The sequence below is a fragment of the Alicyclobacillus suci genome, assembly GCF_017329615.1.
Lineage (GTDB): Bacteria > Bacillota > Bacilli > Alicyclobacillales > Alicyclobacillaceae > Alicyclobacillus > Alicyclobacillus suci.
Genome location: NZ_JAFMTW010000016.1, coordinates 1 through 22,407, shown reverse-complemented (window position 1 = coordinate 22,407; position 22,407 = coordinate 1). Strand labels below are relative to the sequence as shown.

Genomic DNA, 22,407 nt, shown 5'->3' with positions numbered 1-22,407 from the left:
TCCAGAAATACACCTTTGTCCGACAGGACAGCAGCGCAGAATGACACGCGCGACCTTCAGGACCGACGGATAATATCCCACACCGGCTTCGTCAGGCGCTTTTTATCCGCCTGTACGTACTGATTGGCGTACATGCGCACCGGATCGCCAGCATAATACCGCTCGTACAGCTGATGTCGCGCACCCAATTGGCTTCCAATCAAATCCCATCCCAATTGAAACAAGCGAATTTTCACATCCGCAGAGACATTGGCGCCAGCAAAATACTTATCGATAAGATGAGATACTGCATCCGCATATGGCGCGTGGCCGGATGGAACCTGCATAAAGCCGCCCGCCCCGATTTGCTGGAGAATTTCAATTGCGCGCGGGTAATATCGACTATTTAAATTACGTGCGGTGTCCAAAAATCGAATGGCTGGAATTTGATTTCCGAATTCGTCTACATGGCCGTTCACTTCTGACGCAACCACCAACGCCTCCAGCGCGTCGACCTGAGTCAACAGTTCTCCGAGTTTCTCTTGCACGTGTAAAAAACCATTCACGCCAATCGATTCCGCAATCGCACAGGCGACCCCGGCAACGAACTGGAGCTTGGCAAGCGCCCGGACGACCGTCTGATGAAATGCCAACGCATTGGCAGAGGTATGCTGGCGCAATCGCCAAACCGCTTCTGGATTTCCCTTCAGTAACACGCGTTCCCACGGCACTAGGACGTCGTCAAAAATGAGCACCGCATCCATCTCGTCATACTGAGCGGAGAGCGGATGCTGTTCATCATCTTGTGTTGCGAATGACTCCCGACAGACGATGTGCAGTCCTGGCAGATTTCCTGGCACAATCAAAGCATGGGCATATTCCGGATGTTCTGCGTCCACGTGATGAAAGGGAAAAACCAAAAAATCATGTGTATAAGGCGCTGCAGTCGCAATCATTTTGGCGCCACGGATGACGATTCCTTCCGAATTTTCCGATATAATACGGAGAACCGCATCGGGGTTCTGAAGATCAAGGCGCTTCGCACGATTGATTTGCGGGTCTAACAGTGCGGTGGTGAGAAAGCGGTCATTATCCCGTGCAAACTCATAATAGCGGGCGATTTTATCAGCAAAATGAGAATCGTCCAATTGAAAAGCTGACCGTACCGCATACCATCCTGTCACCATCGACCTCGCGTAATCTGAAAGCCGACTCATCACGCCATGCGTCTGCTCCGCCCAATAACGAAACGCAGTCCGCCGGCGAATCAAATCTTCGGGCGTTTTGGGTACCAAAAACGCATTGTGTGCATACTGACCGGTGCGAGGGCTCACAAAGCCTATCTGCGCTTGCACATCCTCCGCATCCAGGCTATCAAACAGCCGAGCGATAGTCGCAAGCGTTCCTGAGAAAGAAGGGTGCTTCGTCACATCTGGCACAAGTTTGCCATCCAACCAAACCGTTCGACCATCGTTCAAGCTTTGTAAAAACTGTGCTCCTCTGCTCATAGCGATTCCAATCCCCCCAATCACCTTCACATGTGCTGTAGATGCGTTCAGTATATGTGTGACCCATTTGCCGCTCAATACAATATGCAGAAATCCGACGTTTTTAGTTGACATTCGATATGACATGATCATAAGTACACGCGGTGAAGCATGTGAGATAGCCATAAAAAAACCCCGCTTTCGCGGGGCATAGCCTATCATTCTACGACAAACTTAGAAATCGAGCGGCTCCGGTGCCGGCGACTGACGAATCGGCAGTTCATTCTGCTGCAACCTATCGAGCGCGAAGCCGGTTACCTCATCTAATGTCGTCCACCATACGTCAGGAAAGCCGAGGATGTACTTCACCAGCCGCTCCAGCACGTTCATGTACGCCCATCGACCACTGATAAACGGGTGCAAGGTGAGGACAAAGCACCCGCCCGTCGCATAGTACCCATCAAATTCGGTACTCCACAGGCGAAACACTGCATCGGGATCGGCAATCGCTTTATCCCTGTTCGCACGATGATGATTCCAATGCTCTGCATCGTCAAGCAACCACTGGATTGGAATCTCAATGAGCGGACCTTTTGGCGTTTTAAGTGCATACGGCGCTTCATCGTCCATCAAACTGGAATCGGAGACAACACCGTGTTGTACCAGCAACTCTGGGCTCCACCGATTGAGTTCCCACGAGGGAGAGCGGAAAATCCTCGGTACTGCCCCTGTCAGCTCCTGAAAGATCTCCTGTGATTTGAGTAGAACCTCTTCCTCCTGCGCCTTCGTCAGTTGGTCTAAACTGTGGTGCAAATGACCATGTAAGCCAACTGCGTGCTCATCCTGTAAGATGGCTTCAACCATATCCGGGTGCAACTTTGCCGTATACGAAGGAATATAAAATGTCCCTGGCAACGCGTAACGCTTCAACAAATCGAGCACTTTCCAGATGCCCACTTGAGGTCCGTACAAACGTTGGTGCAATTCGCTCAACTGGTTGCGGGCCCGCTCGGGATATCGCACATATTGCGCGGATTCACCGTCCACATCCCAGCTTAAACAGACGGCAACCCGCTTTCCATTTGGCCACTGCATTGTCATACGCCGTTCGCCTCCGCAACTACATGATGTACAAGATAACAGGATGGACAACTACGGTTTTGATACAGGTAATTGATAGTTCCCAGCCGAGCTTCCGCCATCTACCACGAGGGTGGTACCTGTAATGTACGAGGCGCGCTCAGAACACAAGAAAAGAATTGCCTCTGGCGCATCCTTGGGTCCCGATGTTCGCCCGAGTGGAATCGTTTGTGTCATCGCAGCAACATAGTCCTCCGACACCAAACTCACGTGACTGCCTGGTGCAAACCCTGGACTGACGGCATTGACACGGATTTCGTGTGGCGCGAGCTCGAGCGCAAATGCCCGTGTCAGCATACTCAATCCAGCTTTCGAAACCGCATAATGCGCAGCCCCCACACGCGGACGAGTAGCCGACAGCGACGTCATATTGACAAAGCACCCCTTGATGCCCGTATCAATCATCAACCGGCTAAACGCCTTCGTTAACTGAAATGGTGCGTCCAGGTTGACGCCCAGAACCTGATGCCATTCTTCATTCGTCATATCCATGAGTAACCGGCTCGGATAAATGCCCGCGTTATTGACGACGACATCCGGTGATTTCCAATGCGTCTCAACAAGCGATACAAGTGATTGGATTGAGTCGTTGGACGTAAGATCCGTCGCGTGCACTATCGTCGTCGCAGACGATAAAATGGAGGATTGGGCTAGACGCGCTTCCAGTGCATCGCTTCGAATGTCGCTCAAGCACAACGCCGCACCTTGCCCAGCAAATGCCTCCGCAATCCAACTACCCAGTACTCCAGCCGCTCCAGTGATGACAACCCGCTTCTTCGCAAATTCCATCATTTCAGTCGAGCTCCTCACGATATCTATCCTTTAATCCCATCAGGACAAAGAAGGTAACAACCGCGCAACCAATCACGTAATAGGTCGGGGACAGCTTACTGTGTGTAGAGGAAATCAGATACGTCGCAATCATCGGTGCGGTTCCTCCAAACAACGCGACGCCGATGTTATATCCGATGGACAGCGAGCTGTTTCGTACACGAGTCGGGAAAATCTCGGCCAATGCCGCAGGGCCAGGTGCTGCAAAAAATGCTTCAAATAGAGCGAGAACAAACTGCGGAATCAGAATCATAACAAAACTTCCGCGATTGATTAACAAGAACATTGGGTACGCGAGTATCGCAAAACCCGCACAGGACAGCATCAAGAGTTTCTTTCTACCCACTCTATCAGATAGTGCGCCGACAATTGGTATCAGAATAATGAAGAACGCGAGAATAATCAAATTCGATGCCATGGCTGCACCAAACGACATGTTAACAACTGTCTTGATGTACGTCGGCAAATACGTAAACGTGATATAGTACGAGACCGTCCAGGATATCGTAAAGCCAATCGCCTGCAAGACTTGCAGCGGGTACTTGGTCACCATTTCTTTCAACGGCCGCTGTGCTACGTGCTCAGTGTTTGCGACTTCACGAAACTTCGGCGTATCCTCCATTTTCATCCGAAGATAAAGGCCGACAATTCCAAGAATAATACCAATCAGAAATGCGACGCGCCACCCCCAAGCGTCCAGGGCCGTTGGTGATAACGATGCAATGATGACCGTGGAAACCACAGAGCCAAAGAACAGTCCAGCACCCGTACTAAACTGTTGCCAACTGCCATAAAACCCACGTTTCCATCTCGGCGCGTACTCCACGAGAAACGACGTCGAGCCGCCCCACTCCGCCCCCGCCGAAAATCCCTGAATCAAGCGAGCGACGACCAACAATATTGGCGCAGCATTACCAATCTGCTCATACGTCGGAATGACGCCAATCATAAATGTGCCAATCGCCATCAAAATAACCGACATGGCGAGCGCCTTCCGCCGCCCTACCTTATCGCCATAGGGACCAAATACAAGAGAGCCGAGCGGCCGCATGATAAACCCAAGTGCGAAGACCAAAAAAGTAGAAAGCAATGCGGCGACCGAGTTACCGGCAGGGAAAAAGTGCTTAGAAATCGTCGATGCGAAAAATCCGTAAATCGACCAATCGTACCACTCCATCACATTCCCAATCGAGCCGGCTAAAATGGCCTTCCGAACCGTCTTACCATCCTGAAAGGGAACGTGTTTGTCTTCAACGCTCGCCACTGTACTCATCGTCATTTCGCCTCCATTTGCAGTTGCTCTTGAAGCTGCTTAAGTTCCTCGATGGCCTGCTTTAGTGCAAAGCTGATCTCGTTGCATTTCCGTCGCAAGGCCACCTTCAAGAACCGGTATTCTTGGCAATCGGGCTCACATACGACGAGGTTTGAAATGTCGTTGAGCTTCGGAACAGCCGGTTGGGAAAGGGCGAGATCGTGATCAAACACATTGCCAGCGACGTAATTCAATGGCACCAGGCGTCGAGACAACTGCATCAGATGCCGATTCACTTCGTCTGTCATCACAGGATTTTCAGTCAATTTCCGCAAGTGCGGTTCACATACCGCAAGTAGATCAACGAGCGTCTTGGCCCGTTTCGTTACAGGAGATAAATCCAGGTGCTCTCCCGCCTTCTCCTGCCAGGCGACAAGCGCCGTGTAAATCTCCTTTGCCGCCGCATGCTGATCTAGCGGAAGGATTGTGGCCGACAGAAATCGGTGAATCACGGATACGTACACCTGCGTATCGCGAACGAGACAATCGGGGTCGACCTTGTCCAACGTATCTTCTGTGGTATGCCACCACCATCCAAAACCGCCGGTTTTCCCACCACCAAACAGTTCCCCAAATGCTGCCGCTGCCGGGTTATCCGTCGGGGGTTGTTCAGAGAGACCCATAAACAGTGAAGGAACGCCTGGTCCCCAAAACGATTGATCTCCTGAGCGACCATAGCGCGTCCCGACGAACGACTCGTCGACCAACGCCTTGATGACTGCGGCGGCAATCGGCTTCGTCTCAGCCATGCAATTGGCTTCGGTCAGGATGGTTGATCCCTTGCCACCAACGGAGTCTACATTGACGTGCACAACGCAGTGCTCAAACAGTTCCTCCCAATGGTCATCACAGTACTGGGAGGAACCTGCGTAGCGACCGTGTGAGTGACCAGACCAAAAGGCCAGACGCAAGGACCGCTGCAAATCCCGACGATTCTCCGCCATGACTCGAGCGACTTCTAGCATCAATGCGTTGGCACTTCCATTATCCATCGCACCGTAGTGCCAAGAATCGATATGACCACTGAATAAGACAAAGTCATCCGGTGCATGACTGCCCTTCAATTCGGCGACGAGCGTAGGAATCGACCGAAACCCAGTGTCCACCTTGGTCGTGATGGCGCACCTGACAGAAGATGACCGCTCGAGTGCTGCCTTCACCTCGTCGCCCACCTGCCGCGTGATGGACACAGCCGGAACTGTCGGCAACAAATGCACTGTCTCGGGGGTTGGATGTCCCCACACCGGTGAAATAATCATCTCGTGCGTGTAATCGGCATTGACGAACACACATCCAACTGCACCGCGCTCGGACGCGACTTTCACAGTGTGCGGCGTCGCCAAGCCGTCAACCAACACGATTTTCCCTGAAATATTCTCCGTTACGTCGCCAAATTGTCCCTTCCCCACGTAGACAATCGGGGCCGTCAAGCCAGACACTGAGGTTCCCATGGAATGCGTAATGCATGGGTAAATCTCGTTGTCGACGGCCAATTCTGCCGAGATCGGCAAACTGATATAGGCATCAGAAAATGTAAGGTCCGTCTCATAGCCAAACTGGTCTAATTGGGATTGCACGTATTGAAAGGCTCGCAGTTCTTCTGGCGAGCCCGAGAGCCGAACTTCCTTGGCAACTTGTCGATTGAACTCGATCAGTTGTGCGCGGCTCACCTGGTTCAACAGCCCTTTCTCGAATGCCTCGACATCCGCGGAAATTGCCCCCACTGCCATCACCCTCCGTCTTCTCACCATTGCACTGATTGTCCGGCTGCAGTTCCATCGCCACTTCAGTTCATCTGTAGAAGTAACTCGTCCATCTGCTCTTGGAACGTCGCGAACGTCTGTCCTGCTGTATATCCACCATCGACAAAAAGCGCTTGACCCGTGGTGTAGGCGGACGTTGTCGCATCCGCAAAATTGAGCACAGCTTCTGCGATCTCGTCTGGCCTAGCCGCACGCCCCAACGGAATTTTCGATACTTTCTCCTGATGCTCTTCGACCAGTGTCGTTGTCGAAAGGCTCTTCAACAGCGTGTCCGTCTCAACGAGCCCCGGGCACACAGCGTTCACTCGAATCTGATAAGGAGCCCATTCGAGCGCCAACACGCGCGTCAGCATCACAAGGCCTGCCTTTGACGCCGCGTAATGCGCTACGCCAGGACGAGCACTTTGTGCAGCCGTCGAGGCGATATTGACAACACTTCCCGCAATGCCTTTTTGAATCATCATTTTTGCAACCGTGCGACTCATCAGGAACGGTGCTTTCAAGTTAAGGTCCAACACGGCGTCCCACTCCGTTTCGTCGATGGCAATGGCGGGTTTCGAGGGATAGATGCCTGCACAATTTACGAGGATGTCAATACCCTGAAATTGCTCGACAATCCCCTCAACAGCGCGTTCAATTGCGTGCGCATCATAAAGATTGACCTCCATGACGTACATCGCTTCCGGCACGACCGACGGCCGTACTTTGTCGACACAGATAACAACAGCGCCCGCCGCCAAGAATGCATGCGCGATGGCACTGCCAATCCCTTGACTTGCTCCGGTCACAACAACAATTTTTCCTGCAATTCCATCCCTCGGCAAAATGAATACCTCCATGCTTGATGAATTGACTGATCATGATGTGTAAAAACGATGAATGATTCTTTCGATAGGGTTAATAAGCAAGTTGCATGCCATGTGCGGCAATTCCGACAATAAACGCGGTAATCTCACAACCACGCGAAAAGCAAGTGATTGGGCGAACGTTCTACCAAGCGTATTAGGTTGAAATCAACCTATTGTCAGGTTTTTAGGCTGATCCAATCGCCACCTCCCCCCTCGTCACACGCATATCTGCACACAGACAAACCCGCTCACTCGCGGAGATTTGCTAACATCCATGCAAACTCATAGATATTGGCATTATTCTTGCGTGTGTTCTATCGACAGCCGATAAACTGAACACATCGTTCAAAGGAGTGTGCCCCAATGTCAGACCCTTACCGCTATCTCCAATCGCATCAGGAACAATTGATAGCTTCCCTAAAACAACTTGTTTTAGCGGAGTCCCCGACCCACCACAAAGACCTGGTCGATCACTGTGGAACCACCCTGACATCACTATTTGAACAGCACCTCGGGATTCATCCCGACGTCATCCCACAATCGTCCGTTGGCAACCATCTCAAGTTCACGTTCGGGCGCGGTGAAGAACAACTGCTCATACTCGCGCATTTTGACACAGTGTGGCAACCAGGGCGTCTCTCGCTTCGCGCGGAAGGAGAACGGATCTACGGCCCAGGTGTTCTCGATATGAAGGGCGGACTTATTCAAGCGCTGTGGGCACTGAAAACCATCAAAGAACTCGGTCTTACGCTCAATAAAAAAATTGTTTTCTTCTGTAATTCAGATGAGGAAATTGGAAGTCCAACTTCTCGGACACTCATTGAGGCAGAGGCGAAAAAAAGCCAAGCCGTATTCGTCGTAGAACCGGCTGAGGCCAACAGTGGTGCATTGAAGACCGCGCGCAAAAGCGTATCGATGTACCAAATCCACATTTCAGGCCGCTCCGCACACGCCGGAAATCACCATGAACGCGGCATCAGCGCCGTACGTGAGCTCGCACATCAAATTGAATTTTTAGAAGGGCTGACAAATTACGACGTGGGCACCACAGTCAATGTTGGGGTCGCCAAAGGTGGCACACAGAGTAACGTCGTGCCAGAGGCTGCAGAAGCGCGAGTGGATGTCAGAACAGTGACACAATCAGAAGCAGAGCGCATCTCCGCTATCATGAAGCACCTACAACCCACCCTAAACGGCACAACTATCTCCGTGAGCGGCGGCATCAACCGCCCCCCCATGGAGCGGACAGAACGCACGGCGCGCCTATATGAAATCGCCAAAAGTGTTGCGGATGAATTAGGATTTGCGTTACCCGAGGCATTAGTAGGCGGTGGCAGCGATGGGAATTTCACAGCCGCACTAGGTATTCCAACACTAGACGGGCTCGGCGCCGTCGGCGACGGCCCACACGCCGAGTATGAACACATCGTCGTACCGTCGCTCACACAACGCTCTGCGTTGCTTGCAAATCTCTTAATCCGCTGCTAAACAATCTACATCTCCTCGTATCTCCACACTAGCCGAAGATCCCATATTGAATCATCGGCTAGTGTCTTCTAACAAACCAGCAAGCATCAAGACGGCGTCAGGCATCTCCTCGCATGCGGTCGCGAATCCGTTTCAGAGCCTGCTCACCTTTCGCCGTGATCCAACTCCCCTGGCGCCGGTTTCCGGTCTCAATCAATCCCAGCTCGCGCAAGATGACCATCCTGTTGCGAACCTGCTGTTCCGACACTACAATCTGTTTCTGACGCGCGAAGGCGACAATCGCACTGCGTCCCAGTCGACTCATCCCGTGAGACTTCGCCCAATCCATGCACTCCAAAATCACGCGCAACATCTTGGCGTCACTACGGTGAAGAATGTCGTCATCATCCATGATTTCCTCACTGTCATCCGCAGATAGTTGGAACAACTGGTGTGGTAAATCGTCTACCGTCACAACCTGCCCTTCGGCAACACTCGTCATATATTGTGCTGCCGCTTCCAGCTCACGTACATTCCCCGGCCAGTCATAAGCTACAAGCTTGTCCATCACATCCGGAGAAACGTCTAAACGCCCGCCAGAGTACTGGCGTACGAAATGTTCTACCAGTAGTGGGATGTCTTCCCGCCGTTCACGTAATGATGGGATATATAACGGTAAGACAAACAGCCGATAATAGAGATCGTGCCGAAATTTCCCTTCCCGCACCAAATCTCGAAGGTCTCGATTAGTCGCGGCCACAATGCGCACATCGACTGGGATGACTTGGTCGCCCCCCACGCGCATCACATGTCGCTCCTGCAATACTCGCAATAACAGTGCTTGAATACTTGGAGAGGCATCCCCTATCTCATCCAAAAACAACGTCCCATTGTGTGCCAATTCAAACAACCCAGGCTTCCCCCCACGTCTGGCGCCCGTAAATGCACCCTCGGCATAGCCAAATAGCTCGCTCTCTGCCAACGTCTCCGGCAGCCCCGCAAAATTGACCGGCAAAAATGGACCGTGTCGCCTGTCCGACAGTTTGTGAATTGTGTGCGCAAACAGTTCCTTGCCCGTCCCACTCTCGCCAAGAATAATCACAGTTCTATCCGTCCGGGCAATCTTGCGCATCACGCTGATGGTCTTGAGCATTTTCTCGCTACTGGCAATGATGCTTTCCTCTGAATATCGAGTCATCAGACCTTTCGCTTGGACCCGCTTCCGGAAATCCTGCTCCAACTTTTGCAGGCGCGTTACGTCCTGAAACGCAATGACCGACCCTAGCCGTCCCTCATCAAGATTCGACCGATTCATTACGAAATACCGGTCGTCCAACTGCTGAATGGTCTCCTGGTCAGAAATATCGCTCATCTCGATACCAGGGAACACATCGTCAACTTTCTGACCGAGGAGTGGAGATACCAGTGGACCGCGCCCAAGAATCTTATGCGCAGACTGATTTGCCTGAATGATTTCCCCTCGCTTATCAAGCCCAATTAAACCATCGTGAACGGTGTGAAAAATCGCATCCAGTTGTCGATTCAAATCACGCTCATTCTCCAGCGCCCTGGAGAGTTGTCCAGATAATTGAACAATTTGACGAATATAATTCGATGAATAGACCTGTGGCTCCGGGATGGGGATACCCAACCGAAAGCCGATTTCAAGAATTGTCGCATAGTCAATCGGGCGCATGCCAATATATACAATTCGATGAATCGAGTCCGGCACAAATTCCTTCCCCGTCTCGGCTACCAAGGCCACATCCACATCACGCGGCAGCGCATCTATTTCAGGGTTGTACGGGAGCAATTCAAGGTTTAACCCCAGATTTTCCAGACACGAAATGGTCTCTAGCGCCGTATCATAACTGTTGTTGACCACGAGACACCGAGTTCCAGGAGAAAGCGCGATGAGTGCGCCGACTTTTGATAAGTCCACCGTCCTGCGCGCGACGAGGAGTTTTTCGGGTGGAAATTCCGATTCCTTGACGACTTCACGGTACGATGCGAGAACGAGATCTGGATGGCATTCCATACCGACTTTGGTGCCGTCGACAAGATGGATATAATCATCAAAATAGTCAGTAATTTGATCGCGAAACATCTGATACACACCCGTACTTTTCGTGACTAACAAAATTTTTGGCTTGTACACGGTTACCCCCTCCAATACGTACAAAGTGATTCATCCGACACGACAGGCGGTCGAATAAACGTGACAGGAACAGAGTCCCCTACCTCGGCCACATCCGTTGGCGCAAGATTCACTTCCATGACTTCGTCCATCTTCTCGCCTTTGGCACCGCGAAATTGAATGAGTGCCCGACGACGACCTTCGTGCCAAACCATGTCACAAATTCGTGCGTCCACGCATATTCCAATGTCCGTGTGGCGACCAAGAACAGCCTTATCCGGGTGCAGCGCGTAAGCTTGCCCAGCAAATGTCTGCAAGTATGCAACGTATCCCAACAACTGTGCGGCGCGCCACGACGACGGCGATTCCATCAATTCGTTTGGGGAGCCCACTTGTAAAATCGCACCTTTATCAATCAAGGCAATCTGATCCGCCATCCGCTGTGCTTCCGTCAACTGATGTGTAACAAGAACAATCGTCATTGGGAACTGTTGATGCACATTGAGCACGAGGTTTTGCAAGGCGCGCCGTGCGATAGCATCGAGCGCCGAAAAAGGCTCGTCTAAGAGCAGCACACGCGGCTTCGTGGCGAGCACCCGCGCGAGCGCAACTCGCTGTGTCAAACCACCCGAAAGTTGCGAGGGACGGGCGGAAAGATAATTCTCCAATTCGAGGAATGTAATGATGTCATCGATGTGCGCATCACGCTGTCCACGCACACCATAAAGGATATTTTGTTCCACAGTCAGATGGGGAAACAGGCGCGCCGACTGCTCCATATAGCCGACGCCTCGCTGCCACGGAGGGGAGAATACACTTGCCTCGCTCGTCGTGTCCGTTAGGACATTTCCGTCAATCGCTAAATACGCCTTGTCGTAGCCCGTTTCAAATCCAGCAATGAAAGACAAAATACTAGATTTCCCGGCAGCCGAAGGGCCAAATAAACAAAACACGACGCCCTTTTCTATCAGCAAATCGACAGAGACAGAAAACGACTTTCTGGGCAACTGTAGACTCAATTCAAGCATGTCGAATACGCCTCCAGAGAATCATAGCCAGCGGCAGTGGGAGTGCTGTGACCAGCAGCAATAGCGCGAGTTGTAACGCAGTGGGCAACCCTTGTTCCTCGAGCGCCACCCAAATGCTCACGGGCAACGTGTGTGGATTGTAAGCCACCACCATGACGGCCCCATACGCGCCAATGGCGCGAGCGAACGCCATCGTAAACCCAACAGCCAATCCAGGAAGCGCCAGTGGAAGCGTGATTCTACGAAACGTTTGGAGCGGCGGTACCCCAAGCGAGTACGACGTCAATTCAAACCGCGCATCAACTTGAGAAAACGCCCCCTGAGCGGAAAAGACATAATACGGTATGGCCTCGTAAATCTGTGCAATGACAACAGCCAACAAGGAATTGGAAGCCGACATGTGCCAGTGCGAAAGCACTTGTCCGATGAAACTATACGGACCATATGCGTAAATTAACAAAAGCCCAATGACGAGGGGCGGCATCAACAGTGGGATAACCATGATATACTCAATGGCTCTCCACAGTCGAGACCGCCCACGGGCGAGCAGCCAACCCAGTGGCGTGCCGAAGACGACAACCACTGCCATCGTGATCATCGTCGCCTCTAGCGACGTGACGAAAGGTTGCCCCCCCGGCCCCCGCCACACCTGCCCCAATGTACTCCAAGACACGTGGAATACGAGCGCCAGTACAGGCAGCAATAAGAAGGCCGTACATAAAAATGCGATGAAAACAAGTCCGTACTTAAGAAGTCTCATGCCTAGATACTACTGCTTAGAGATTTCCTGCTCAATAGCCGCTGGAATGTCGGATTTCGAACCCCAAACCTTGAATGGCGTCAACGTGTATCCCATTTGTTTATAAATCTGCTGTCCTTGCTTCGACAACGTAAGTTTCGCGAACGCAGTCCCTGCATCCGGATCAGGCGTGCCCTCAATCGTCGTGATATAGACTTCAATGGGTGAACCTGTGACCGTTTGACCGTTTGACAGTTTCAAACTTTCCGTTGCGTAAATTTTGGCGTCCGCCGGATTGCCTAAATTAATGGTATCTGGCAATTTGATATAAGGAAGGTGCTGTTGAATCGCTTCTGGCAAATATGCGCTGGAAGCGTCCATCTGGCCAGCCTGTAATCGAGAGAGAATATCCGTCTCGTTATACACTTGCGATGAATTGTCCAAGGAACCGAGAATTTTATCGGCCGTCCCTGTAGGGAGATGCAGTTCCTTTTCTGCCAAATGCGTCATCATGACAAAATATTGCCCTTGTGGATCAGTATTCGGATCCGTCCGACCTAAATGGAAATCCGGTTTCTCCATAAGCGTAAACAGATCGGAGATCGGCTTTTTGCCATCAGCAATCGCCTCGAGTTGACTCGCATAAGGAGATTTCTTGGAATATGCGATGACAAGTGGCGAACTCGCGAAGCCAACGGCCCAATCTGTAAACTTGGAGCCCAGGGACGCAATGGGAGCGGTACCGATACTTTCAAACACGTTCGGCGTAATTTGACCTGATTTAATCAAATTGGCTACCGCATCTGCGCCATTGCCATACCCTGCGTAGGACATTCCTGTCTGTTTTTCAAACAGGGGTCCCACATGGCTGTCATTGGTGAGCTGTAACGATCCGGCATAAGCCACATCAGCCTTACCGGATGCTTTGGTCGTCGACGTCGAAGTGTTGCTCGTCGCAGTGTTTGTCGCACGATTGGTGCTGGTATTATTGTCATCCGTGCCACAGCCAACCATCGCGACACATGCGAGCAACCCAATTCCTGAGGCGAGCAACCGTTTATGTATTGGTAAGTATTTCATCTGAACAAAATCCCTCTTTCAATATGAATTGACGCAAACACGAGGTTCTCACATCATATAGACCGAAGTCCGTTCACCCGTGTATGCCATCGGGAACAGTTTCAAGCACACCGGTACGGTTTGTATCGTAGGGGCCGAAACGAGCCAAATCCCATCGGAAAATATCTGACGACAGACAGTCTAGCAAGCGTTGCACACCGCTTTGTTCCATGAGCCTCGTTGGAATCCACAAATCACAACACTCTTCTTGAAGCGGTATAAAATCCAGGTGCATCGCACTCGCGATACCAGCTATCGCAATCCCTACATCCGCTGCCCCAGACTCAATAGCCATGCCAACCTGCATGTGCCCAGCAACTGTCCACGAGTATTGCGCGACCGCTTGCGGCTCAACTCCGGCTTCCTGTAATTGTTCATCCAACAGCGTTCGGGCGCCCGCGCCGATAGGACGATTCACAAGGCGAATTTTTCCGGATGCTAAATCGGACGCATCTGTAAAACCACACGGATTCCATCGCTTGACAACCCATCCAAGCTCCCAATCCGCAAGGTGAACGCGATGATACGACCTCGCGTCGGCAAGCGGCGCCAGAAGCGATGCTTTCATTCGAGACGGCTGGTGGATTGCAGCAATTTGAATGGCCCCACCAGCTAACAACTTTGTCGCTTTAGCATTGTCCGCGTTCAACCAATACACCGGACAGTCGCGATTCGAGTCAAACACGTAATTGGCAAGGAGGCCAAGCGCCGGGTCACATCCAGAAACAATCGTCCATGGACGGCTCTGGTCGGTATCAAACTGCTCGAGCTCTACCTGGTCTTTCCCCAATCGCTTCGCCACGATATGCGACTCGGTAGCCAACGGAATGCGCTGCCCAAGTTCGAACACTGCACGATGCGCAACACGCCGTCCATCAATCTCCGTGACGACGACACGGTCACCAGCTTCCAGTTCTTCATCGCCCACAAACGAACGATTATCCGACTCCTCAGGGCGTTCACGAAAGATTTCTTCAACGCGCACACCGAATACACGTGCCAGCCGTAACGCAACCAGTGTACTAGGAATCGCCGTCCCCGATTCAATCGCTTGAATCGTCTGGCGAGAGACCTGAATCGCAGATGCCAATTGTGCCTGCGACAGATGTGCACGATTTCGCAATGCGCGCAGTTGGTTCTCCAACATGGATTTCGCCTCCCGTCCCGACGATTGTAATGTTTATTTGTCTACGATGTCAATTATACTTGTCAAACCTAATCGCCTTGTCCCAATCTCACAGATTTCGTACAGCCAAAATAAAAACACCCGCAGAAGCGAGTGTTAGTCGTCGTCACCTTGAAGGGCTTATTCAACTCAACGACATCAATTCCGTCCCCTGTCATTCGTATACACCAAACTTCGCCACGCCAGATACGAATGTACTCTTTATCTTCCAGATTCAAATAGTGCATATAATCCGTACCCGATAACTCGCGCCGCCGTTCAACCCGCAAATTCACTCTCTTGTCGCACATAGTCCCCCTCCCTAACCAAACCATATGCAGACAAACGCGGATTGCCTCGTACGGTCGCCTATAGCAGATTCGCCTCCCCGCGTTATACATCACACGGACAGCGACTAATGGCTAAAACTAACGCTATCAACGAGACGCAAACGGATAGACCGAATGCTTGAGGGTTTCAAAATCATGTGCTGCCAAGACGGTTCCCCCGAGCTTCTCTAACTTTTTAAACGAATTTTCATATGCAGCGAGGTCGATGTGCAAACCGTTAGGAATGTGGCTCAGTCGATTGTCGCCCATCCAATTTTCAACAAGTGGAACACAATCACTCGCAAGAATATAAAGTTGTTTCTGTGTTTCAACAGCAACACCCATGAGACCCGGGGTGTGCCCTGGTAGCGTAATCAGATGCACACCTTTCTGAAAGTCATGCACATCGCCTGACACCGTAGAAATTTGCGGTAAAACTTCTACCCATGGTGGAATGACACCTGGGAAACCCATTTCGTATTGTGCCTTTTGCACTTCATTTGGCGTCACAGCGTACTGTAGCTCTGTTTCTTGCACGATAAATGTGGCATTTTTGAACATTTTGCAATTACTGCAGTGATCCCAATGTAGATGACTCAATATCACAAACTCCACGTCATCAGAATTTATGCCAATACTCTGAAGTGCGCTTTCCGGATGCATGCTCGGGTCCCGACGCAGTGGGCCATGATACTTCGCCGCTTTCTCCGAATCGCAAGGCCCCGTATCTACAACGATTTTCTTTCCCCCCACATCAATGACAAACATAATACATGGCGCCTCAATTTTTGTCCCTTGATATCGACTGTACACAAAATTCGACTTCTCAATCGTTAAAACCCCTACCAATAAAGGTATGATAATTGGAAAGTCTCTAGACATGAAAACATCCCTCTCTCAATCTACAAATGCATGCTATAAATACATGCTCAAACGCTACAGAGAACAAACTACAACACAGTACAGTTCACGATTCCGCTCTCAAAGTAGACTGACCGCTGTCTCGTTTCTTTCTGATTGACAGAAGTAGCAATAGGCCCAAAATAAATCCCCCACACAGGAAATACAATCCGGCATTGACATTCCCCGTCGCCCCTTTTAGGTAACCGATTACATAAGGGCCGACAAAACCTCCAATGTTACCTATGGAATTAATGGTTGCCAAACCAGCAGCAGAAGTGTCCTTGTTCAAATACTCCGCAGGTAGCGCCCAAAAAGGGCCAAAGAAACAGTAGATGCCCATGACGGTCAGCGTCATGCCGATAATCATAATGACAGGATTGTGACCGTATCCACAAATAAAGAGCCCTACCACCCCAACCAATGATGGCAACCACGTATGAACACGGCGCTCATCAGTCCTATCGGAATGCCGAGACCATAAAATCATGCTCACGCCACCGATGATATACGGGATCATCGTGATTAATCCAACCTCAAACGGAGTCAAGATCTTCGAAAAGGAACTGACAATCGTCGGGAGCCATAGACTCACTGAATAGGATCCCATTGTCACAGACAAGTAAATTACCGAGAAACGCCAAAGGCTTGGTTGCCTGAAAACTTCTAGTCTCCTATGTGCTTGAACAGGCTTGACAGCATCCTCACGATTCAATTTGTCAATTAACCACTGCCGTTCCTCTCTGGACAACCATTTTGCCTTATCAGGATTATCCACAAGAAAAAACAGCGTGATAACGCCTAGTAAAATGGCGGGAATGGCCTCTATAAAAAACATCCACCGCCAGCCCGCCAAGCCAAACCAGTGCACATGACTCATAACCCATGTTGACACAGGTGCGCTGATGATATTGGAAGCGGGAATGGCTAACATAAAAATGGCAAAAGCACGTGCTTGTTCTTTAGCGGGAAACCAGTATGTCAAATACAAGATGATACCCGGAAACAAACCTGCTTCGGCTACGCCAAGCAAAAATCGTATCACAAAAATATGAGTAGTATTTTGTGCCCAGGTCGTAAGAAGATCAATAATCCCCCAGCTTATGAGAATACGCGCAATCCATTTTTTAGCACCCACTTTACGCATTAACATATTGCTCGGAACCTCGAACAAAAAGTAACCGATAAAAAAGATTCCACTAAGTAAGCCAAACGCCTGACTTGATATGCCCAGCGCTTTATTCATTGTCAAAGCGGCGTACCCAACATTTGCACGGTCGATATAAGAAACAACGTAAAGCAGAAACACAAACGGCAAGATGTATATCTTCACTTTCCTGATGGCGCTTTCCTCAACGCTGTACGCCTTCATTTTAACACCCCTTTTCAGCTCATATCATAAAACGCGTATAGAGAACGGGTCTCTCGCTTCATCCGAGAGGTCTATCATCACATTCTTAACCCGGGTGTACTCCTGAAGGGCGTGTATACCCCGCTCACGACCGTAGCCACTTTGTTTTGTACCTCCAAAAGGTGCCTGTGCACCACTCGTCCTATACGTGTTGACCCAAACAGTGCCCGCTTGCAATTGCCTGGCAACCCGATGAGCACGCGAGAGGCTGGTGGTCCACACCCCCGATGCCAACCCGTAATCCGAATCGTTCGCAATCTCTACAGCCTCTTCTTCTCCGTCAAATGGAATGACACTCAAAATTGGCCCGAAAATTTCTTCACGAGCAATTGGCATTGTATTCGATACATCTGCCACAACTGTAGGCGGCACGAAATAGCCATCGGTCGGTACCAAATCTATCCCTACCCCTTCCTTGCCACCGACCAAAATGCGTGCCCCCTGCAATTCAACTCTTTCAATAAATTCGAGTATCCTTTGATATTGTTGCTCATTAGAGACCGGTCCCATGTCCGTCTTTGGATCGAGTGGGTTCCCCAACTTAATTGCCCCGACCCTTTCCACGAGCGCCTCACATACCTGATGATAGACAGGCCGCTCCACGAGTAATCTGGAGCCGGCAATGCAGGTCTGACCACTAGACGCAAAGATGCCCGCCATGGCACCTACAACTGCCCGATTCAAATCCGCGTCAGCAAAGATAATATTGGGCGACTTTCCGCCCAATTCCAGCGTCAAGGGGACAAAATGCTCAATTGCATTTCTACCAATATGTCGAGCCGTATGTCCGCCACCAGTAAGACTAATTTTGTCAATCCTACCAGAACAGGTGAGATGCGCTCCGACTGTCCCATCACCCGTAATCATGTTCACCACTCCCGCTGGAAATCCGGCTTCCAAAATCAATTTCCCAAATTCCAACGTGGATGCCGATGCGTGTTCCGAAGGCTTAATTACCACACAATTTCCTGCAGCAAGTGCCGGTCCAAGCTTGTTGGCCAGCAATTGAATAGGTGAATTCCAAGCCGTAATTAATGCTACAACCCCAAACGGTTCACGAATTGTATAATCAAGCAAATTAGGGTTATCCATTGGAATAGATTCTCCAAATAATTTGTCTGCGGCCCCCGCGTAAAAACGATACATCCTAGCCGAAAAATGCATTTGACTCTTCGTTTCGCGGATGATTTTCCCATTATCCAGAGATTCTATATGAGCTAGGCATTCTGCATTTTCATCCAATAACTCCGCCAATTTAAATAGTAGCTTTGCTCGCTCAACTCCAGGTGTATTTCGCCAAGTGTCCTCAAAGGCACGACGTGCTGCGTTAATCGCCGAATCAACGTCCTCAACACTTGCATAGGGAACGGTTGCCCATGGGCGTCGAGTAAACGGATTAATCGTTTCCATCTTCTTACCCGTTGAACTCGCGACCCATTGTCCATCAATTAACATTTGTAATTCTCTCAATGTCTGCACCTCATTCCGAACGATATTTCAGACAAATTTGATGCCCGCCCATTTTTCCCACAGCGTTGCAATCGACGCGTAATCAAGGTTGGCTAATTCTTCTTGCGCGGCAATTTCGTAGACAGTGTGTGTGGATTGAATGGAAAACAGTGGTACCCCAATATCCTGTGCAAGCTTTATCGCCAATGTTGAGTCTTTCCTCGCATTGTCCGTAGACATACCGCCAGAATAATCCCCGTGCATAATTCGCTCGTAAAAGCGGTGAGTAAGTGGACGAGATAATGCTGTCTCCCCACGCAACAGTTCATAAACCGCTTGTTTTGTCATACCTAACTTAATCCCCAGCGCGGCTGCCTCGACAATTAGTACCATAACCGAATGGGCAACCGCGTTATTAATCACCTTACCAGCCATACCAGAGCCTAACGTCCCCATCGGTCGAATATCGCTTGAGAGTTCCCTCAGTACATTTCGTGCAGCATCTTCGTCACTACCCAGATCTCCCACGAGCAACGTTGCTGCCCCTTCCTCAACATGCGATATACCTCCTAAAATCGCTGCATCCATCACACGTATACCGTAAGGTGCACAAACATCGTGCAAACGCTGGACGTCTGTGGGCAAAACCGTACTGGTTTCGACAATGCTAATGCCTCGACGAAGACACGGAGCAATACTTCGAACAACATCTAAAGAGATATCAGGTCTCGGAAGCGACAGAATCACCATATCGACATCCGCAGCCAAATCCTCTAACACGTCCCGAACGTCAATGCCCTTCTCACGTAGGCGGTATCGTTGCTCTGGTTGAACATCATAACCGATGACATGATATTTTCTGTTCAACCGCCGCGCGATGACATTGCCCATTCTTCCTAGACCGACGACTCCTAATGTAAGTGTCATAGATGAAAGTCTCCTTTGACATATGCTTAAAATAGAGCCTCGAAGTAAGTGCTTTCATTCAGATTATAGGAGCACCTTGTTATAAGATAAAATACAATATTGCTATCACTCGTTATAAAATAAATTGAACGCAAAGTTACAGGGCGTTTAGATAGGAGTGGGGAAAGTGGATGAACGAGATTGGGAAATTCTGTGCGAAATCGATGGAAAACGAAGTATTTCGAAATTATCTGAGGCATTGTTTATCTCACAGCCAGCCTTAACCTACCGTATTAATAAAATTGAAAAATTCTTTGGCGCAAAACTCTTTATCCGGAACAACCAAGGTATTCAAATCACGCCCCAAGGGGAACAAGCCATTCAATATGCTAAACACATGACTCAGGAATTGCGACGAACTCGTGAAAGTATCTTCACGATGGAGGGACAAATTAAAGGGACTATCCGCATCGGATCTTCAGACGCTGTAGCGAAATACCTACTACCAGACATCCTGTCCACCTTTCTCGCCCATCATCCAAGCGTCGACGTCAAACTGGTGACTGGATTCACTTCAAAAATCGCCAACCTGTTGTCTCACGGGGAAATTCATATTGCTCTACTAAGAGAAAATATCGGCCCTAACGCATATCAACATTTGTTATCGACAGAAAACCTTTACCTAGTCTCCAATTCACCCGTTGAACTCACAGATTTACCATCGCTCGCCCGAATCAATTATATTACCAATCCCTCTCTGCAAATGCTTATCAATCAATGGTGGTCTACACATTTTCAAGTTCCACCTACCATATCAATGGAGGTAGACTCAGCAGAAACCTGTAAAGAGTTGGTTCGTGCAGGATTAGGCTACGCAATACTGACAGGACTGCTTTTGGCGTCCGAACCGGATCTGCATTGCAGGCCACTATACGACCATAATCATCAACCTCTTCGACGCGAAACGTGGATATACAGTACCAACGAAGCACTATCTTACTTATCGGTACGCACTTTTATTGAATTTCTCATTGTATCAGTACCGGAGTTTATAGAACGGGATAATCGAAAGGGGCACGGGCCACATTCTGCGGTTAAAAACCCAAATGACTCCTCGTCAAGCTACCAAAGGTAGGATGACGGAGATGCATAGGTACGAGGAACTCCATGCATGCAAAGCCGTCCCAGGGCGTCCACCATTGGGACGGCTCTTTTTACTAGAAATTTTAGAAAGCGAAATCCTCTATGCCAAAGATAAACGGAGTTGAAAAAGAACGCTAGTAAAACATCCCAAGCATCGTCAAACTTCCTCTAAATCACCCCATAAAAATGGCCATCCCGCTTCGCCTTTTCATAGTAATAGGTCCAACTCTTTTTAATGTTCTTCTGCGTCCAGAGGGATTTTCCGATTCTCTCTATCTCATCATCGGCCAACCTCGTTCCAGGCGTCAGAAGTTGGGCAAATACTTGACGCTGAGCATTGATTTCCAAGTACTTCGCTGCCACGAGCACTTCCTCGAGTGTGCTTCCGGTAACAATCGCACCATGTGCCCGGAGGATGAGAATTTTTTGAGTACCAAGACACGCTGCCACTTCTCGCCCTCGCGCGGCCGTGCTAATGGAATCGGGCATAGAATATATCGGGATATCTTTGCCTAGGCCACAAGCGACCGAACTAACCGGGACAAATTTCACCCCGGCCACACTCAGCATATTGATCCAGTGGCCATGAAAATGTGCGATAGCTTGAACGTCCTTTCTGGCACGGTAAATTTCTGAGTGCAAATAAATTTCATTTGGTGGTTCCTGTTGTCCTTCTTTTAAAACGCCATCCCAGTCTACTTCTATCACGTCATTGACCGTCAGCGCGGCCCTAGAAGCCTGCTGACCATGCGTTAGGAAACCATCCTTGAGCCGCACACTGACGTGCCCATTCATGTCAAATAGATGCATCGCCTCAAACAACCGCACGGTTTCAGCCAATTTCATTCGTAGATTCATGGATTACTCCCCCATTTTGATTACACCCTGAATATTAGGAAACTACATTCTGACTAGACGATACAGACGGCTTCCAATTTCCGGTCCAATATATGACAGCCCCCGCTAGGTAAGAAAGACCTACAATGATGAAGAATGCGGTAAAACCGAAGTGACTTACGACAATCGATAAGATCAGAGGCCAGACCGCCGAAGCGCCATACGTGATAGCAAAAAATAAACTATATGCGCTCGCTTGCAATTCCTGTGATGTAATATCTGACATAATCCCGGATTTCGACGATTAGGTGATTGAGGTCATTGACCGGGGCATGTTTTCAAGTATTTGGTGGATTTGTTGGCGAACACGGCGAAATCATGGTACGGAACTAGAGCAATGGACACAATTCCCCCCTC

General features: G+C 49.9%; 19 protein-coding genes. 2 read left to right on the top strand and 17 right to left on the bottom strand.

The window, feature by feature from the left end; genetic code table 11:
- Nucleotides 1-56: 56 nt before the first annotated feature.
- The 6 genes from J3482_RS09980 to J3482_RS09955 all read right to left on the bottom strand — a co-directional run bounded on the left by J3482_RS09980 (nt 57) and on the right by J3482_RS09955 (nt 7,336).
- Nucleotides 57-1,487, bottom strand: coding sequence for a 4-hydroxyphenylacetate 3-hydroxylase family protein (locus tag J3482_RS09980; protein WP_206922349.1), 1,431 nt, complete (start codon nt 1,485-1,487; stop codon nt 57-59).
- A 213-nt stretch (nt 1,488-1,700) separates the two neighbouring features.
- Nucleotides 1,701-2,567 (bottom strand): polysaccharide deacetylase family protein, encoded by an 867-nt coding sequence (locus J3482_RS09975; protein ID WP_206922348.1) that lies wholly within the window; start codon nt 2,565-2,567, stop codon nt 1,701-1,703.
- Between the two features lie 51 nt (nt 2,568-2,618).
- Nucleotides 2,619-3,398: an SDR family NAD(P)-dependent oxidoreductase gene (locus tag J3482_RS09970; protein WP_206922347.1), complete on the bottom strand. Its 780-nt coding sequence runs from the start codon at nt 3,396-3,398 to the stop codon at nt 2,619-2,621.
- A gap of 1 nt (nt 3,399) precedes the next feature.
- On the bottom strand, nt 3,400-4,710 hold the full coding sequence (locus J3482_RS09965; protein WP_188332297.1) for an MFS transporter: 1,311 nt from the start codon (nt 4,708-4,710) through the stop codon (nt 3,400-3,402).
- Nucleotides 4,711-4,712: 2 nt separating this feature from the next.
- Nucleotides 4,713-6,473, bottom strand: coding sequence for a M28 family peptidase (locus J3482_RS09960; RefSeq protein WP_328702682.1), 1,761 nt, complete (start codon nt 6,471-6,473; stop codon nt 4,713-4,715).
- Nucleotides 6,474-6,535: 62 nt separating this feature from the next.
- A complete protein-coding gene (locus J3482_RS09955; protein ID WP_206922345.1) occupies nt 6,536-7,336 on the bottom strand; it encodes an SDR family NAD(P)-dependent oxidoreductase in 801 nt (266 codons plus the stop codon).
- Between the two features lie 387 nt (nt 7,337-7,723).
- Here J3482_RS09955 and J3482_RS09950 point away from each other — a divergent pair, with 387 nt between their 5' ends.
- Nucleotides 7,724-8,848, top strand: coding sequence for a M20 family metallopeptidase (locus J3482_RS09950; RefSeq protein WP_206922344.1), 1,125 nt, complete (start codon nt 7,724-7,726; stop codon nt 8,846-8,848).
- 97 nt (nt 8,849-8,945) lie between these two features.
- Here the strand turns inward: J3482_RS09950 and J3482_RS09945 are convergent, their stop codons facing one another.
- From J3482_RS09945 to J3482_RS09900, 10 genes are all read right to left on the bottom strand, one after another.
- Nucleotides 8,946-10,985 carry a sigma-54 interaction domain-containing protein gene (locus J3482_RS09945; RefSeq protein ID WP_206922343.1) on the bottom strand — a complete coding sequence of 680 codons (2,040 nt, stop codon included), beginning with the start codon at nt 10,983-10,985 and terminating at the stop codon, nt 8,946-8,948.
- A gap of 2 nt (nt 10,986-10,987) precedes the next feature.
- Nucleotides 10,988-11,992: an ABC transporter ATP-binding protein gene (locus tag J3482_RS09940; RefSeq protein ID WP_206922342.1), complete on the bottom strand. Its 1,005-nt coding sequence runs from the start codon at nt 11,990-11,992 to the stop codon at nt 10,988-10,990.
- Nucleotides 11,985-12,752 (bottom strand): ABC transporter permease, encoded by a 768-nt coding sequence (locus J3482_RS09935; RefSeq protein WP_206918621.1) that lies wholly within the window; start codon nt 12,750-12,752, stop codon nt 11,985-11,987. The genes J3482_RS09940 and J3482_RS09935 overlap by 8 nt, the downstream gene beginning before the upstream one ends.
- Before the next feature lie 9 nt (nt 12,753-12,761).
- Complete coding sequence (locus tag J3482_RS09930; protein WP_146823768.1) at nt 12,762-13,811, bottom strand: extracellular solute-binding protein; 1,050 nt, start codon at nt 13,809-13,811, stop codon at nt 12,762-12,764.
- 73 nt (nt 13,812-13,884) lie between these two features.
- A complete protein-coding gene (locus J3482_RS09925) occupies nt 13,885-14,997 on the bottom strand; it encodes an XRE family transcriptional regulator (protein WP_206922341.1) in 1,113 nt (370 codons plus the stop codon).
- Between the two features lie 68 nt (nt 14,998-15,065).
- Entirely contained in the window at nt 15,066-15,326 is a 261-nt protein-coding gene (locus J3482_RS09920) for a hypothetical protein (RefSeq protein WP_206922340.1), read from the bottom strand.
- A gap of 126 nt (nt 15,327-15,452) precedes the next feature.
- The gene (locus J3482_RS09915) at nt 15,453-16,226 is read right to left on the bottom strand and encodes an N-acyl homoserine lactonase family protein (RefSeq protein WP_146823765.1); all 774 of its coding nucleotides are present in this window, start codon (nt 16,224-16,226) and stop codon (nt 15,453-15,455) included.
- A gap of 85 nt (nt 16,227-16,311) precedes the next feature.
- The gene (locus tag J3482_RS09910; protein WP_146823764.1) at nt 16,312-17,616 is read right to left on the bottom strand and encodes an MFS transporter; all 1,305 of its coding nucleotides are present in this window, start codon (nt 17,614-17,616) and stop codon (nt 16,312-16,314) included.
- Between the two features lie 24 nt (nt 17,617-17,640).
- Nucleotides 17,641-19,125: an aldehyde dehydrogenase gene (locus tag J3482_RS09905; protein ID WP_236018106.1), complete on the bottom strand. Its 1,485-nt coding sequence runs from the start codon at nt 19,123-19,125 to the stop codon at nt 17,641-17,643.
- 27 nt (nt 19,126-19,152) lie between these two features.
- Nucleotides 19,153-20,031 carry an NAD(P)-dependent oxidoreductase gene (locus tag J3482_RS09900; protein WP_146823763.1) on the bottom strand — a complete coding sequence of 293 codons (879 nt, stop codon included), beginning with the start codon at nt 20,029-20,031 and terminating at the stop codon, nt 19,153-19,155.
- Between the two features lie 166 nt (nt 20,032-20,197).
- Between J3482_RS09900 and J3482_RS09895 the strand changes: the two genes are divergently transcribed.
- Nucleotides 20,198-21,145, top strand: a complete 948-nt coding sequence (locus J3482_RS09895) for a LysR family transcriptional regulator (RefSeq protein ID WP_146823762.1) — start codon at nt 20,198-20,200, stop codon at nt 21,143-21,145.
- Nucleotides 21,146-21,321: 176 nt separating this feature from the next.
- Here J3482_RS09895 and J3482_RS09890 read toward each other — a convergent pair whose 3' ends face one another.
- A complete protein-coding gene (locus J3482_RS09890) occupies nt 21,322-22,011 on the bottom strand; it encodes a class II aldolase/adducin family protein (RefSeq protein ID WP_146823761.1) in 690 nt (229 codons plus the stop codon).
- Nucleotides 22,012-22,407: the final 396 nt, after the last annotated feature.